14 protein-coding genes and 2 pseudogenes are annotated in these 14,551 nt (G+C 75.7%); 4 read left to right on the top strand and 12 right to left on the bottom strand.

Annotated elements, in window-relative coordinates:
• The 5 genes and pseudogenes from B5D80_RS31725 to B5D80_RS31705 all read right to left on the bottom strand — a co-directional run.
• A pseudogene (locus B5D80_RS31725) lies at positions 1–423 on the bottom strand (divisome protein SepX/GlpR); the annotation flags it as partial.
• 178 nt (positions 424–601) lie between these two features.
• Positions 602–1,204, bottom strand: coding sequence for a GNAT family N-acetyltransferase (locus tag B5D80_RS31720; protein ID WP_088647614.1), 603 nt, complete (start codon positions 1,202–1,204; stop codon positions 602–604).
• A 91-nt stretch (positions 1,205–1,295) separates the two neighbouring features.
• Positions 1,296–2,588, bottom strand: a complete 1,293-nt coding sequence (locus B5D80_RS31715; RefSeq protein ID WP_088647610.1) for a molybdopterin molybdotransferase MoeA — start codon at positions 2,586–2,588, stop codon at positions 1,296–1,298.
• Positions 2,585–3,586, bottom strand: a complete 1,002-nt coding sequence (locus B5D80_RS31710) for a UTP--glucose-1-phosphate uridylyltransferase (RefSeq protein ID WP_088647609.1) — start codon at positions 3,584–3,586, stop codon at positions 2,585–2,587. The genes B5D80_RS31715 and B5D80_RS31710 overlap by 4 nt, the downstream gene beginning before the upstream one ends.
• 9 nt (positions 3,587–3,595) lie before the next feature.
• Positions 3,596–5,869: a diguanylate cyclase gene (locus tag B5D80_RS31705; RefSeq protein ID WP_211291720.1), complete on the bottom strand. Its 2,274-nt coding sequence runs from the start codon at positions 5,867–5,869 to the stop codon at positions 3,596–3,598.
• Between the two features lie 85 nt (positions 5,870–5,954).
• On the opposite strand from B5D80_RS31705, the gene B5D80_RS31700 reads away from it, so the two are divergent.
• The 3 genes from B5D80_RS31700 (at position 5,955) to B5D80_RS31690 (ending at position 7,922) form a co-directional block, all read left to right on the top strand.
• Positions 5,955–6,602 (top strand): 5-formyltetrahydrofolate cyclo-ligase, encoded by a 648-nt coding sequence (locus B5D80_RS31700; protein ID WP_088647608.1) that lies wholly within the window; start codon positions 5,955–5,957, stop codon positions 6,600–6,602.
• A 130-nt stretch (positions 6,603–6,732) separates the two neighbouring features.
• Complete coding sequence (locus B5D80_RS31695) at positions 6,733–7,110, top strand: FmdB family zinc ribbon protein (RefSeq protein WP_088647607.1); 378 nt, start codon at positions 6,733–6,735, stop codon at positions 7,108–7,110.
• A gap of 272 nt (positions 7,111–7,382) precedes the next feature.
• Positions 7,383–7,922 carry a flagellar biosynthesis protein FlgA gene (locus B5D80_RS31690; protein ID WP_088647606.1) on the top strand — a complete coding sequence of 180 codons (540 nt, stop codon included), beginning with the start codon at positions 7,383–7,385 and terminating at the stop codon, positions 7,920–7,922.
• Between the two features lie 102 nt (positions 7,923–8,024).
• On the opposite strand, the gene B5D80_RS31685 is transcribed toward B5D80_RS31690, so the two are convergent.
• Together B5D80_RS31685 and B5D80_RS31675 are read right to left on the bottom strand one after the other, a co-directional pair.
• On the bottom strand, positions 8,025–8,207 hold the full coding sequence (locus B5D80_RS31685) for a hypothetical protein (protein WP_342747160.1): 183 nt from the start codon (positions 8,205–8,207) through the stop codon (positions 8,025–8,027).
• A gap of 771 nt (positions 8,208–8,978) precedes the next feature.
• Positions 8,979–9,461, bottom strand: coding sequence for a DUF2231 domain-containing protein (locus tag B5D80_RS31675; protein WP_088647612.1), 483 nt, complete (start codon positions 9,459–9,461; stop codon positions 8,979–8,981).
• Positions 9,462–9,626: 165 nt separating this feature from the next.
• Between B5D80_RS31675 and B5D80_RS31670 the strand changes: the two genes are divergently transcribed.
• Positions 9,627–10,481, top strand: a complete 855-nt coding sequence (locus B5D80_RS31670) for an oxygenase MpaB family protein (RefSeq protein ID WP_088647603.1) — start codon at positions 9,627–9,629, stop codon at positions 10,479–10,481.
• A 38-nt stretch (positions 10,482–10,519) separates the two neighbouring features.
• Here B5D80_RS31670 and B5D80_RS31665 read toward each other — a convergent pair whose 3' ends face one another.
• From B5D80_RS31665 to B5D80_RS31645, 5 genes and pseudogenes are all read right to left on the bottom strand, one after another.
• Positions 10,520–11,356, bottom strand: coding sequence for a RecB family exonuclease (locus B5D80_RS31665; RefSeq protein ID WP_211291721.1), 837 nt, complete (start codon positions 11,354–11,356; stop codon positions 10,520–10,522).
• A 125-nt stretch (positions 11,357–11,481) separates the two neighbouring features.
• Positions 11,482–12,096, bottom strand: a complete 615-nt coding sequence (locus tag B5D80_RS31660) for a MarC family protein (protein ID WP_088647601.1) — start codon at positions 12,094–12,096, stop codon at positions 11,482–11,484.
• Positions 12,097–12,136: 40 nt separating this feature from the next.
• Positions 12,137–13,003 carry a PHP domain-containing protein gene (locus B5D80_RS31655; protein WP_088647611.1) on the bottom strand — a complete coding sequence of 289 codons (867 nt, stop codon included), beginning with the start codon at positions 13,001–13,003 and terminating at the stop codon, positions 12,137–12,139.
• Between the two features lie 23 nt (positions 13,004–13,026).
• Positions 13,027–14,277, bottom strand: coding sequence for a WD40 repeat domain-containing protein (locus tag B5D80_RS31650; RefSeq protein WP_088647600.1), 1,251 nt, complete (start codon positions 14,275–14,277; stop codon positions 13,027–13,029).
• Positions 14,274–14,551 (bottom strand): annotated as a pseudogene (locus B5D80_RS31645) (hypothetical protein); the annotation flags it as partial. The pseudogene B5D80_RS31645 and the gene B5D80_RS31650, both read right to left, overlap by 4 nt.

Here is a 14,551-nt window from a genome sequence, read left to right as displayed (position 1 = left end):
GTTGAGCAGCAGCAGCGCGGCGAGCACCCGACGCCGCCGGTAGACGGCCGGGGTGTGGTGCCGGGGCGGGCGGCGGCGGGCCTGCCGGGCGGTGGACGGCACGGCCCGCAGGCGACCCGAACGACGCCCGGCCGACGGGCCGGCACTGCGGGCCGGGGCCGGCGGCGCGGAGACGGGGACACCGAGGTTCCCGGTGGCCGCGTCCTCGGCCAGGGTGACCACGAGCGCCCGGGGCTGGTTGACCGGCCGCCGGCCGGGGACAGTACGACGCCGGCGGCGGCGCTGGAGCACCCGCGCCGTCGACTGCGCCCGCTCCGCCACCAGCCGCTCGGTGGCGTCGTACCGGCGGACCAGCGCCGGCGCGAGGGCGAGCAGACCGGCGGCGGCGAGGACGGCGAGGAGCACCGAGGTCGGCACCCTCACCCCTCCCGTCACCGAATTCGGGGCAACCGCCGATCGACAGCAGGATCTTCCCCGAAATCTCGCCCTGGGCGCAGATCCTGCGGCCGGGCAGCGCTTGCCGCAGCTTGCAGTTACTTGAGGTTACGGGCCACCGACCGGGATGCCGACACGCCGCGCCGCATCCCACGCGTGGGACGACTCACCCGGCGTCGTGACGCATCCGGTGCCAGCGGGCCAGCAGACCGCCCTCGGCGGCCACCTCCTCGCTGGTCATCGCGTACCCGATGTGGTCACGCCAGGCACCGTCGATGTGCATGTAGCGGACGTGGTACGCCTCCTCGCGGAAGCCCAGCTTCTCCACCACCCGCCGGGACGGCTTGTTCTCCGGCCGGATGTTCACCTCCACCCGGTGCAGCCCACCCGGGCCGAACGCGTGGTCGACGGCCAGCGCCATCGCGGTGGGGATCACCCCGCGCCCGGCCACCCGGGAGTCCACCCAGTAGCCGACGTACCCGGAGCAGAAGGCCCGCCGGACGATGCTGCCCACGTTCAGGTGCCCCACCAGCCGCTCCCGGCCGTCCTCACGCAGGCAGACCGCGAACGGCATCCCCTCACCGGTACGCGCCGAGCGCCGCTGGTCGGCGTGCACGTAGCGGAACGCGGCAGGCGAGTTCGTCTCGTCCCAACTGCCCGGCAGGTGCGACTCCCAGGGTGCCAGCCAGGCCCGGTTCGCCCGGCGCACCGACGACCAGGCGCCGGCGTCGGAACGGCGGTACGGCCGCAGCACCACCGGACCGTCCATCAGCACCACCGGCCAGCCCGGTGCCCGCCCGAACCAGCTCACCGCGCCGACCTCCCGTCCGCCCCCGGGGCGTCGGCACGCCCGGACCGGCTCACCGCCGCCGGTCCAGCAGCAGCACGTCCACGGTGGAGCCGGCCGCCGCAGTGGTCACCCGCTCGCCGAGCACCATCAGGCCGTTCGCCTCGGCCAGCCCGGACAGGGTGTACGGCCCACCGCTGAGCGGCTGCACCGTGTAGCCCCCGCCGCGCCGCTCGGCCACGTGCGCGGGCCGGAACTCCCGCAGCCCGCCTGGCGACGAGATGGTCTCCAGCAGGTGCGCCCGTACGCTCGGCCGGAACACCGGCTCCGCACCGGCCAGAAGCTGGATCGCCGGCCGGGCCAGCACCTCGAAACCGATCAACGCCGCACCGGGCTCACCGGGAAGACACACCACCGGCACCTCCTCGGCGCCGACGGTACCGAACCCGAGGGCCGTGCCGGGGTACAGCGCCACGTCGGTGAAGGTCACCGGCCCGGCCCGGCCACCCTCCCGACGGGACAGGATCCGCCGGACCATGTCGCCGGGGCCGGTGCCGGTGCCGCCGGTGGTGATGATCAGATCGGCCCGCAGCGTCTGGTCCTCCAGCAGGCCGCGCAGCCCCTCCGGGTCGTCGTCGCAGATCCCCACCCGGTACGCCAGCGCGCCCACCTCGGCGGCGGCGGCGGTCAACGCGTGCGAGTTGGCGTCCACCACCTGACCGGGCTGGCTGCCCCGGCCCACGTCGACCAGTTCGTCACCGGTGGCCACGATGACCACCCGGGGGCTGGGCCGGACCACCACGTGCCCGATGCCGGTGGCGGCGAACACGGCCACCAGCGCCGGGGCGACGTACGTGCCGGCGCGGGCGAGGACGGTGCCGGCGGGCAGTTCCTCACCGGCACGGCGGACGCCGTACCCCCGCTTGGGGGTGCGGAAAATCTCCACCGCGGCCATGCCCTGGTCGGTCCACTCCACCGGCACCACCACGTCCGCGGCGATCGGCATCGGCGCACCGGCGGCCACCGAGAAGCACGAGCCGGGGGTGAGCCGGACCGGCCGCCAGCTCGCCGCCCCCAGGTCACCGACCACGTTGAGGCGTACCGGACGGCCCGGCCCCTGCGAGGGGACCGGGCCGTACCCGACGAGGTCCTCCCAGCGCGCGGCGTACCCGTCCACCGCCGCCTGGTCGAAGGCGGGGAACGAGTGCGGGGCGACGACGTCGGAGGCGAGGACGTTGCCGTACGCCTGGGTGAGGTCGAGGTCGAGCGGAGGCAGCGCGCGCAACCTGCGCAGCACGCTGCCCAGGTAGTCGGCGAGCGGCGTCAACTCGTTCGCGGCCGCCTCGGCGTCGGCCGTCGAGGTCATGTACCGGAGCCGCCCGCCGCGTCGCGTACCCCGTTGAGGATCGCCGCCGTGACCGTCTCGTCGCCGTTGTTGACGAACTCGGTCAGCCAGGCGCGGAACTCGGTGCCGAGGTCCTCCCGCTCGGCGGCGATCTGCACGACTGTCTGGAGGTAGCCCAGCGGCATGCCGGTGTCGTAGCGGGTGCCCCGGTAGACGATCGCGTGCACCGGCACCCCCTCGCTGCGCAGCAGTTCCATCGCGTCGGTCAGCTGGATCTCCCCGCCGCTGCCCGGTTCGGTACGCCGGATCGCGTCGAAGATCCGCCCCGGCAGGACGTACCGGCCGAGGACGGCCAGGTTGCTCGGCGCGTCCTCCGGCTGCGGCTTCTCCACCATGCCGGTGACCTTCACGACCTCGCCGATGTCGGTCAGCTCCGCCTCGGCCGGGGCGACCGAGGCGATGCCGTACCGCTTGGTCTCGGCCGGGTCGACCTCGAAGAAGGCCAGCACCACCCCGCCGGTGCGGGCCTGTAGCTCCAACATGGCCGGCAGCAGCGGCTCGGACGGCTTGACGAACTCGTCGCCGAGGAGCACCGCGAAGGGCTGGTCGCCGACGTGCGACTCGGCGTACCCGACGGCGTGGCCGAGACCGAGCTGCTCCGGCTGACGGCAGGTGTAGATCTCGGCCAGCTCGCTGGGGCGCTTGACCGCGGCGAGCCGGTCCGTGTCGCCCTTGGCCTCCAGCCGGGCCTCCAGGTCGGGACGACGGTCGAAGTGGTCCACCATCGACGTCTTGCCCCGCCCGGTGATCAGCAGCACGTCGCCGATGCCGGCCTGGGCGGCCTCCTCGACGATGTACTGGAGCACCGGTCGATCGATCACCGGCAGCAGCTCCTTGGGCACCGCCTTCGTGGCCGGCAGGAACCGGGTGGCCAGGCCGGCGGCCGGGATCACGGCCTTGACCGCGCGGGCGCGACCGGTCGCGGCGGTCGTTGAGGGGTTCGCTGAGTGCTCCGACATGCCGCGAGACTATCGGCCACGGCTCTGCCGCGGCGGGTGAGGACCGCAAGACGCGCCGCCCGGCTGCGTCACACCGGGGGCGCCGACGGCGTGCCGACCGGTCGACCCGTCGGCCGGCAGGTCGTCGGCGGAACTCCGCTCGGGCGGCGGCCGATGGGGGGGCGGCCGGTCGACGGGGGACGGACCGGGTGGCGGCCCGGCGCGGGGCAGGCCGTCGTCCGGGCTGGTCGCACCCGCCGGCACGGCGGTCCCGGCGGCCGGACCGTCTCCCGGCGGGGCCGGACGGGGCCGGGCGGTCGCCACCCGGTAGCCGTCGCGGCCGGCGCCCTTGGCCGCGTACAACGCCTCGTCGGCGGCGTCCAGCACCTCCACCCCGGTGCTGGCGTGATCGGGATAGACGGCGATGCCGATGGAGACCGACACCGCGATCGTCGTCGGGCCGCCCGGGTGACCCGGCACCACGACCGGGGTGTCCCGCACCGCCGCGCCCAGCCGCTCGGCCACGGTCGCCGCGCCCCGGGCGTCGGTCTCCGGCAGCAGCACCACGAACTCCTCGCCGCCCTGCCGGAAGGCGAGGTCCACCTCGCGGATCTCGCCGCGCACCCGGCGGGCGAACTCGGCGAGCACCGCGTCCCCGGCGGCGTGGCCGTAACTGTCGTTGACGGTCTTGAAGCGGTCCAGGTCGAGGACGAGGATGCTGAGCATCCGCCCGAACCGGCTGGCCCGCTCCACCTCCCGACGCAACGACTCACGCAGGTAGCGGTAGTTCCACAGCCCGGTCAACGGGTCGGTCAGCGACAGCCGTTGCGCCTCCTCGTGCACCCGGACGTTCTCCACCGCCACCGCCGCGTGCCCGGCGAAGGTCCGCAGGGTGGCCAGGTCGTCGTCGTCGAACTCGTCGCCGCCCAGCCGGTCGTAGAGGACCAGCACGCCGACCGCCGGTTCCCGACCGCCGGCGTCCCCGCCGGGCACGGTGAACGGCACCGCCACGTACGTCTCGCACCACGGCTCGCCGGGCGGCGTCGCCCCGGGCGGCACCCGCCCCCGCTGCGGTTCGCCGGTGGCGGCGACCGCACCGACCACCCCCGCGCCGACCGGCACCCGCAGCTCCTCCGGCTCGGTGCCCGCCGGGCAGCGCCCGGCCAGCCCCTCGGCGCACTGCCCGACGAGCGTCGCCGTGTCGTCGCGCAGCAGCACCGCCCCGGCCCGCGCGCCGGTCGCCGCGATCGCGCTGTGCAGGATCACCCGCAGGATGCGTTGCAGGTCGTGGGTGCTGGCCAGGGTGTCCCCGAGCACCCCGAGATGCCCGCGCAACTGGTCCCGGCTGCTGGTCAGCGCGGTGACGTACCCGGCGGTCTCCCGGATCATCCGGTTGAACGCGGCGGCGAGCCCGCCGATCTCGTCCCGGCTGCGCACCGGCACCCGGGCGGTCAGGTCGCCCCGGGCCACCCGGTCCACCGCCCCGGCCAGCTCCACCAGCGGCCGGGTGGTGACCCGGGCCAGCCGCCACGCGGTCAGCACGGCCAGCACGGCGGCCAGCAGCACCGCCCCGACCAGCGCGGCCGGCAGGCCCGACGGTCGTTCACCGGCGACGGAGAGCACCAGCGGCAGCGGCTGCCCGGGGGCCGGCCCGAGCCGCCTGACGTACCGGCCGTCGGGGGTGGCGGTGACCCGGTCGCCGTCGAGGGAGCCGGCGGCGGCGAGCACCGCCCCGCGTACCCGCCGGGTCTCGGTGGTGTGGGTGATCCGGTCGGGGCCGTCGGCGTCGTCGAGCAGGGTGACCGCGACGCCGGTCGCGGCGGCCAGCCGGGCCACGAACGCCGGGTCGACCACCTCGGCGGCGGCCACCGTGCCGAGCGGCGTGCCGGCCGGGTCACGCAGGTCCACCCGGGCGCTCAGCGCCCGCACCGGCCCGCCGGTCCGGGCCGCCCCCGCGCAGTCCCGCCAGGGGGTCGCCGGTCCACCCGGGGTGGCGTACGTGGTGCCGCCGGCCACGTCGGTGACCAGCACGGCGGCGGCCAGGCCCCGGCTGACCACCTGACCGGCCGCGCCCGCCCGGGTCGCCGGGTCGGGGCGCAGGGCCACCGCGTCGGCGGCGGCCCGCAACTGCTGGCAGAGCGCGTCGATCGAGGTACGCACGGCGGACGCGGCCAGGCCGAGGCGCTCGGTGGACCGGCTGCGGTCCACCGTCGACAGCGTGGTGCCGACGAACACCGCGCCGAGCAGCACCGGACCGAGCACCACCGTGAGGAAGGCCGCCGTCAACCGCCCGCGTAGCGTCAACGCTGTCCCCCCGGAAGTTCCAGGCCCGTTCCTGCGATGCTGACACAGAGCGACCGCGTTGACAGCGTTGCGTCAGGAGTGTTGCGTGCCCGATTTTTCTGATGAAGCGGAAGCCGTCCACGCGGCCAAACGCGAGACGCGGGTCACGCTGCTCGCCCGCCGCCGGGCGCTCACCGCGCCCCGGCGGGCCGCCGCCGCGGCGCGCGTCCAGGCGGAACTGACCGCGCTGGTACGCCGGCTGCGGCCGGCCCGGATGACCGGGTACGTGCCGGTCGGTGCCGAGCCGGGCGGCCCCGACCTGCCCGACGTCCTCCGGGCCGCGCTGCCGGCCGGGGCGGAACTGCTGCTGCCGGTGCTCCGCGACGACCTCGACCTGGACTGGGCCGCGTACGCCGGGCCGGGCACCCTGGTCGCCGCCGGCCGGGGCATGCGCGAGCCGGACGGCCCCCGGCTCGGCCGGACGGCGATCGTCGGGGCCCTCCTGGTGGTGGTGCCCGCGGTGGCGGTGGACCGGCGCGGCCTGCGGCTGGGCCGGGGCGGCGGCTCCTACGACCGGGCCCTGGCCCGGGTGCCGGCGACCACCCTGACCGTGGCGCTGCTGCACGACGGCGAACTGCTCCCGGTGCTGCCCGCCCAGCCGCACGACCGGCCGGTGGGTGCCGCGCTCACCCCGTCGGGCGGGCTGCTCGCGCTCCCGACGCCCGCCTGCGTCGATCAGGTGGCGGGTTCTTGACGCTGCGGTCCGGGGACGCCCGGTGGGCGGATGACGATCACGTCCGCTGGACGAACCCGGGTCCGATGACGCACCATTGGCACTCGAATACGTCGAGTGCCAACCGGCCGTACCAGATCCGGAGGAGAACGTGCCCACGTACCAGTACGCCTGCACCGCGTGCGGCCACCAGCTCGAGGCGGTGCAGTCGTTCTCCGACGAGCCGCTGACCGAGTGCCCCGCGTGCGAGGGGCGGCTGCGCAAGGTCTTCAACTCGGTCGGGGTCGTGTTCAAGGGCTCCGGCTTCTACCGCACCGACTCCCGGGCCTCCGGCAGCGAGGGCAAGAGCGGCGCGGCGAAGCCGGCGAAGTCGGAGGGCTCCTCGTCCGGCGGAGACTCCTCCGGTTCCGGCTCCGGCTCGGGTTCGGCGTCCAGTTCCGGCGGGTCCTCGGCGTCCGGCTCGGGCGGGTCCTCGGCGTCCGGCTCGTCCAGCTCCACCAAGTCCCCCGCCACCAGCACCTCCTCCTGACCCCGCCCCACCTCCCGCACCCCCGCCAGCCCGGGTTGATCAAGAGGTTCGCGTCAAGTGGATCTCTGCGGATGACGCAAACCTCTTGATCACCGGGCCGGGCCCGGGGCCGTCCCCGGCTCGGCCGGGGACGGTCGGGGCGGGTAGGTTTTCCACAGGGCGAGTCGTTGTCCACAGGCTGTGGACAACGACTCGTGAGGGGTGTGGTTTGCGCCTAGCCTGCTGAACCGGGACGCCACCACGGGCATCCCGGTGGACAGCGGAGGTGGGTCATGGCGGCCAGGAGCGCGGACGGCGACGGTTCACTACGACCGTTCCGCTGGCCGCGTCGGCCGGGTGGGGCGGCCCTGCTGCGCGCGGTACTGGTCGCCGTTCTGCTGGGGCTGGCGGTGATCGTCCTGGACGCCGGCCGGCCCGCCCCCACCACCTCCCACGGGCTTACGGCCACCGTCCCGCATGGGCAGGACACTGGGCGGTCCGCTCCGGCCAACCGGGATCGAGCCGCCGACGGGGACGCCCCGGCTGCGCTGCCACTGCCCAGTGGCTTCGTCGGAGTGCCCGTCCGCCTGGCCGAGCCGGCCGCCCTCGCGGTCCTGCGCCCCGGCGCGCGGGTCGACCTGCTCGTGCTCCCGGCGGGACGGAACGCCGGTGAGACGGTCCTGGTGGCAGCCGACGCGCTGGTGCTCGACGTGGTGGGTGGGCACGCACTCGACGGCTCGTCCGCGCTCTACCTGGCGGTCCGACCCGATCAGGCGCAACGCTCGGTCGGCCAACCGGAGGGCAGCCGGTTCAGCGTCGTCATCCGGGGATGATCCACCCGTCGGGGCCGACGTTGCCGTGGCCCAGGCTCCGGATACCGCACCATCGCCACCGATGAGTGGATCCTGCCAAAGACCGGGCGGCCCCGGGGGGGGTCAGCCCCAGTGCGGGGGGCGTTCGGCGAGCAACCAGTCGTCGTCGCCGCCCCGACGCTCACCCCAACCGAAGTCGGTGTCGTCGGTGGTCTGCTCGGGCAGCACCACGAAGTCGTCGCTGAGGTCGACCGTACGGTCGTCGTCGCCGGGCACACCATGCCCGGCCGGGTCCTCGGGGCTCACGATCGGCAACCCTACCCCGCGCCGGCCCCACCCCGGCGTACCACCGAAGGCGCGTCCCCGGCACCCGCCCGGACCGCAGCGGGTGGGATGCAGGCGACCGCACCGCCACCGGCGCGCGGGGGTGCGCCAGCCGAAGATCGTCGCGTCGAACCGGCTGACGGGCTCGTCACGTTGGTAGCGTCGGACGGCGTGACGACGCCCAGCGGTGCCAGCCCCGAGGACGGGTACTGGCGACGCCCACCCACCCCCTCCCCCACCGGGCCGACACCCCCGTCGAGCGACGCGGGTACGGCCGAGACAGGCTCCGCAGCCGGCGTGGGAGGTGCAACCGCCGACGCCGGCCCGGGAGAGGAAACGGGAGCCGGGTCCGGAGCGACGACGGACGCGGGGACCTCGCCGGCACCCTCGCCCTGGGCCGGCCCGGCCGACGGGTCGGCGACGGGTCTTCCGGCGGGGCGGGCGGGGACGGCCGGTTACGCCGGGCCGCCGCCGACCACGCCCCCGCCGCCGGGCTGGCGTCCCCCCGTACACCTGGCGGCCACCCCGGCCCGCGCGCTGCCGGCGCAGGACATGGAGGCGATGGACGCCGCTGAGCAGCAGGCGCAACGGGTCACCTGGAGCGTCGGCGCGGTGGTCGGGGTCGTGCTGCTGGTGCTGCTCTGCCTGCTCTGCTCCCGGGCGCTGTTCTGACCGCGGCCTGACCGCGGGGCAGACCCGACGACGCCGCCGGACGGCGACACCGGAACCCCGACGACCCGGCCGGGTCACCGGTCAGAAGGTGTTGCTCCACACCGAGGCGGCCCCGCTGTCCCCGGTGAGATAGACGTAGACCAGGGCGAACACGGCCAGCACCACGACGATCGCGGTCAGGGCCCAGGTCGCCCAGGCGGGCAGGTCCGGGGTACGCACCCGGTCGCTGGTCACCGCCAGCAGCAGCAACGCCGCCGCGGCCAGGCCGATGGTGAACCACTGCAGCGTCTCGCCGTACTCGGAATGCTCGTGGATCTTGGCGAGCAGTTCGGGCGAGTAGCCCTTCGCCCGCAGCGCCGCCTCGAACGCCTCCCCCGACTCGGTCGCCACCCAGGCGAGGACCGGGGTGACCACGGCCAGGACCGCCACCGCCCAGTCGAGGCGGGGCCGCCAGCGGGGCATCAGCCCGTACGCGCTGGCGAGCAACGCGAGCAGCGGCACGAAGACCACCACGGCGTGGACCACCAGGACATGACCGGGCAGACCGTTGATCTCCTTGAACACCGACACCTCCGAGCGTGGAATGCGGGTTGCGGCAGACAGCGTACGTCGCGACCTGCCCAGTAGGCGTACACGCGGCGGGGACCGCTCCGGTTCATCCCGCCCGGCGGCGTCCCGGACACGCCCCGACGGCCGGCGGTCCGCAGCCGGGCGTGGCACTGTTGACGGGTGGACACCGACGATCTCGGCCTCTTCGGTCCCGGTTCGGTCACCTGGAAGGTGCACGACGAGCCGATCCTGATCGTCGCCGGCCTGCGTTCCCTCTACCTCCAGGCCCTGCACCCCCGGGCGATGGCCGGGGTGGCCCAGAACAGCAACTACCGGTCGGACGCCTGGGGCCGGCTGGTCCGCACCGGCACGTACGTCGACACGGTCGTCTACGGCACCACCGCCGAGGCCGAGCGGGCCGGCCGGCGGTTGCGGGCCCTGCACGGCCGGCTGCGCGCCACCGACCTGTTCACCGGGGAGCAGTTCCGGATCGACGAACCGGACCTGCTGCGCTGGGTGCACGTCACCGAGGTCGAGTCGTTCGTCAGCACCGCCCGCCGGGCCGGCCTGCCGCTGACCGACGCCGAGGTCGACGGATACTACGCCGAGCAGCGGCGGGCCGCCGCGCTGGTGGGGCTGGACCCGGCCGGGGTGCCGGGCAGCGCCGCCGAGGTGGCCGACTACTACCGGGCGGTCCGTCCCGAGCTGCGGATGACGAAGGAGGCGGCAGAGACCGCCCTGTTCCTGACCGCCCCGCCGATCCCGTGGAAGCTCAGCCGACCGGCCCGTCTGGGGCTGAGCCTGGGGCCGCCACGCTGGGCGTACTTCGGGGTAGCCGGCACGGCGCTCGGGCTGCTGCCGTCGTGGGCGCTGCGGCTCTACGGCGGCCTGGGGCTGCCCACCACCGCGCTGTCGGCCGACCTGAGCGTCCGGACGCTGCGGCTGGCCCTGACGGCGCTGCCCCGCAACTGGCGGGAGAGCCCGATCCAGCAGGCGGCGAAGGACCGTGCCGCCCGCCTCACCGCCGCCGCCTGACCGACCCGGGGACGGGTCGACGCGGCGCGGGAGGCCGGTCAGTCGGCCACCGGAGCGGCGGGACGGTCGATCGCCGACCACGGCTCGCGGCCGGGGGTCTGTGCGCCGACCGGGCAGGTCCGGCGGTAGTCGCACCAACCGCAGCGGGGCCCGGCCACGGTGGGGAACGCCTCGTCCGGGTCGGCCCCGTCGGTGACCGACCGTTCGGCGGCCATGATGTCCCGGGCGGTGTCCTCGGCGCGGCTGAGCTGCCGGGCCAACGACTCCTCGCTGTGGTCGTGCCCGGCGACGGTGCCGGTCGGCAGGTGGTGCAACTCCACCCGCCGGCAGGGTCGACGGAACGTCCGCTCGGCGGCGTACGCGTAGAGGGCCAGTGCCTGCGAGCCGCGTGCGTCGTCGGCGTCCAGCCCGGTACGGCCGGTCTTGTAGTCGACGATGACCAGTTCGGGGCCGTCCGGGCCGGGGCGGGAGTCGATCCGGTCGGCCCGCCCGTTGAAGGCCAGCACGGCGGTCTTCACGGCGACCACCCGTTCCACGCCCAGCGGGTCGTCGCCGGGGTCGAGGGTCGCGACGTAGCCCTCCAGCCAGCCCAGCGCCCGCTGGTAGGCGGCCCGTTCCTGCTCGTCGTCGCGGTAGCCCTCGCGGACCCAGGTGCCCTTGAGCAGGGCGGGCAGCGCCTCGGGACGCCGCCGGTCGGCGGGCAGCGCATACCAGTTCTTCAGCGCGGTGTGCACGCTCGCGCCGAGCGAGTTGTGCGCCCACGGCGGGCCCTTCGGCGGGGCGGGCCGGTCCAGGTAGGCGTAGCGGTAGCGCCGGGGGCAGTCGGCGTACGCACCGAGTTTGCTGGGTGTGCAGGTGAAGAGCCGTTCGGGCATGCCGGCGAAGCCGAGTTGCTCGGGTTGGCCGGAGCGGGGCCGGGGGGTGCCGGCGGAGGAGGCTCGTCGCACCCCCGTGATCCTGCCAGCCCGGTACGACAGCCCGACGGCGGCACGACGGCGGGTCAGCTCATATTCACGTACTGGGTGACGAAGGCGGCCACCGCGTCGGCGATGAGCTGCACGGCGATGGCGGCCAGCAGCAGACCGGCGATCCGGGTCAGCACCTCGATGCCGCCCGGCCGGAGGATCTTGACGATCCCGCCGGAGAACCGCAGCACCACCCAGACCGCCAGCATCACCGCGACGATCGCGGCGGCGATCGCCAAGACCTGCCCGACGCCCTCGGACTGCTGCACGAACAGCATGGTCGCCACGATCGCGCCGGGACCGGCCAGCAGCGGGGTGCCCAGCGGCACCAGGGCGATGTTGGAGGTGACCTGCTGGCTGGGGTCGTCGGCCTTGCCGGTGAGCAGTTCCAGCGCCACCAGGATCAGCAGCAGGCCGCCGGCCGCCTGCAACGCCGGCAGGTCCACGTGCAGGTAGGCGAGGAGGGTCTGGCCGGCGACGGCGAAGACCACGATGACGCCGAGCGCCAACGCGACCGCCTGCCAGGCGGCCCGGTTACGGTCACGGGCCGGCAGCGGGCCGGTCAGGGCGAGGAAGATCGGCATCATGCCCGGCGGGTCGACGATGACCAGCAGGGTCACGAAGACCTCACCGAAGAGCTTGAGATCCACCGGACGAGGGTAGCGGTGCCGCTGGCAGGTGAAACGCGGATCACCCGGAAGCGACGCCGGTCACTCCGGAGGCCGCCGCGACGATCCGCTCGTACGCCTCCACGGCGGTGGTGTGCGCGCCCAGCCGGACGGTCTTGTGGCTGCCGTGGAAGTCCGACGAGCCGGTGACCAGCAGGCCCAGGTCGGTGGCGAGCCGCCGGACGTGCGCCGCCTCGGCGGGGGTGTGGTCCTCGTGGTCGGCCTCCAGGCCGGCCAACCCGGCCTCGGCCAGCTCGGCGATCAGCGAGTCGGGGACGATCCGCCCCCGCCGGCTGGCCCGGGGGTGGGCGAACACCGGCACGCCGCCGGCCGCCCGGACCAGGGCCACGGCCCGGAACACGTCGATGTCCTCCTTGGGCAGCCGGTACCGCTGCCCCAGCCACTGCGGGCCGAACGCCTCGGTGGTGGTGGCGACCAGGCCGGCCCGGATCAGCGCGGCGGCGATGTGCGGGCGACCGACAGTGCCCCCGTCGGCGGCGGCCATGATCTCCGGCCAGCTCACGTCGATCCCGTCGGCGCGCAGCAACTCGACGATCCGCTCCCCGCGCGCCTCCCGGGCCTGCCGGACCCGGGCCAGCTCGGCGACCAGTTCGGGATGTTCCGGGTCGAACAGGTACGCCAGCAGGTGCAGCGGGAGCGCCGGTTCCGCACCCTGCCAGCGGCAGGAGAGTTCCGCTCCCCGGACGAGGCTGAGCCCGGCCGGCAACGCGTCGACCGCCGCCGCCCACCCGGCGGTGGTGTCGTGGTCGGTGATCGCCACGACGTCCAACCCGGCGTCGGCGGCGGCCCGGACCAGGTCGGCCGGGCCCAGCGTGCCGTCGCTGGCGGTGGAGTGGGCGTGCAGGTCGATCAACGGGCGCGCGGGCATGATCCCGACGCTACCCGGGCAGGTCACCCCGGGTCGGTGCCGGTCACCAGCACCGGCCGGACGCCGTCGCCGAGCCCGGCGACCGGGGTCGAGGTGGCCCGCTGGCCCGCCAGCGCCTCGGTGGGGCGCAGCCGGGCCAGCGCGCCGTCCCGGTCCACGTACGCCGCCGTCCGGGTGTCCGTCCAGGTCACCACGCCGTCGATCACCGGGCCGGCGGTCCGCGACGGCGGGGCGGTGCCGGCCAGGTCGACCAGGATCGCGCCGTCCGCCCCGGCGAGCCGGCCGTTGACCAGCAGCCAGCGCCCGTCGGGGGAGACCACCCCCCGGCCGTCGGCGGCGGGCGTCGGCGCGCACCGGGTGGTGGCCGGGGTGAGGTCGGGGTCGAGCACGGCCAGGCAGCTCCGGGCCCCGGCGCGTACCCGGGCGACCAGCCGCCCGTCCGGCCTGGTCCCGTAGACGTCGAGGACGTCCGGGGCGACGGGCCCGGGTGACCCGCCCGGCGTCGGCCGCCACCACCGGTGCCCACCTGCGGAACCGGCCCGCAGCAGCACCCGGTCGCCGACGAACCGGACCGGCACCGCGTCGGCGGGCGGTCCGGCCACGAGGGCGACGAGTTGACCGGCGACGATCCCGGCGGCGAAGAGCCGGCCGTCGTCACGCCAGGCCACCTGCCGGCCGTCGGGCGACAGGGCGATCTCGTCCGCCCCGGCGAGCAACGCCCGGGGCTCACCGCCGGCGGGCACCAACCAGAGGGTACGGCCGGCCGCGGTGACCGCCCCGGTCAGCAGCCAGCCGCCGTGTTCGGGCAGCCGTTGCGCGCGTTCGACCGGCCCGACGCCCAGGTCGTACCGCTGCCCGGAGACGGTGACCAGGGTGCCGGCGACGATCAGGTCGACCCCGCCGTCGGTGGATGGCTGCGGTGGGGCGGGCGCGACCGGCCCGGCGGACAGGCTGGCCACCCCGCGCGGATCGCCGAGCACGACGGTCGGGGTGGTGGGCCGGTCCGCCTGCCCGCCGAGCTGGGTCATCCCCCCGGTGGCCAGGGCGGTCGCCACGCCGGCCAGGGCGAGCCCGGCGACGGTACGTCGTCGTCGCGCCCGTCGGGCCCGCCCGAGCGCCACTCCGGCCGGGTCGACGGGCAGCCGGTGCGGCACGGCGACCCGTTGGGCGAGGGTCTCCCGGAGCGCCTGCTCCAACGGCTCGTCGGGCGTCACGGCGAATGGACGCCCGGGGGTGCCGGTCTGGTTGTCCGACCGGGGTGAGGAGGGTTTCATCGGCTCTCCGCAGCGAGCGCGGTGGTCGGGTTCGGTCGGGTGCCCGCGCCGACCGGCCGGGCCGTCTCCGGGTCGTCACCGGTCCCCGCGGGTGCCGCTCCCGGTGGGGCGGCTCCGACCCGGGTGGGCGGCCCGCCGACGGGGGCGAGGGCAGGTGGCGGCCCGGTGACGTCGGGGGCGGGCAGCGCCCCGGCGTGCTCCGCGGCGGGCGGCCTGGTCGCCTCCACCGGCGGGCCGGCACGTCGGGCGGCCCGCCGGCCTGCACCGGCCGGGG

Origin of the sequence: Micromonospora wenchangensis, assembly GCF_002210435.1 — a bacterium.
In the GTDB taxonomy this organism is placed as follows: domain Bacteria; phylum Actinomycetota; class Actinomycetes; order Mycobacteriales; family Micromonosporaceae; genus Micromonospora; species Micromonospora wenchangensis.
The sequence above is the reverse complement of the archived record's forward strand: the minus strand, read 5'-3'. Positions and strand labels throughout refer to the sequence as shown.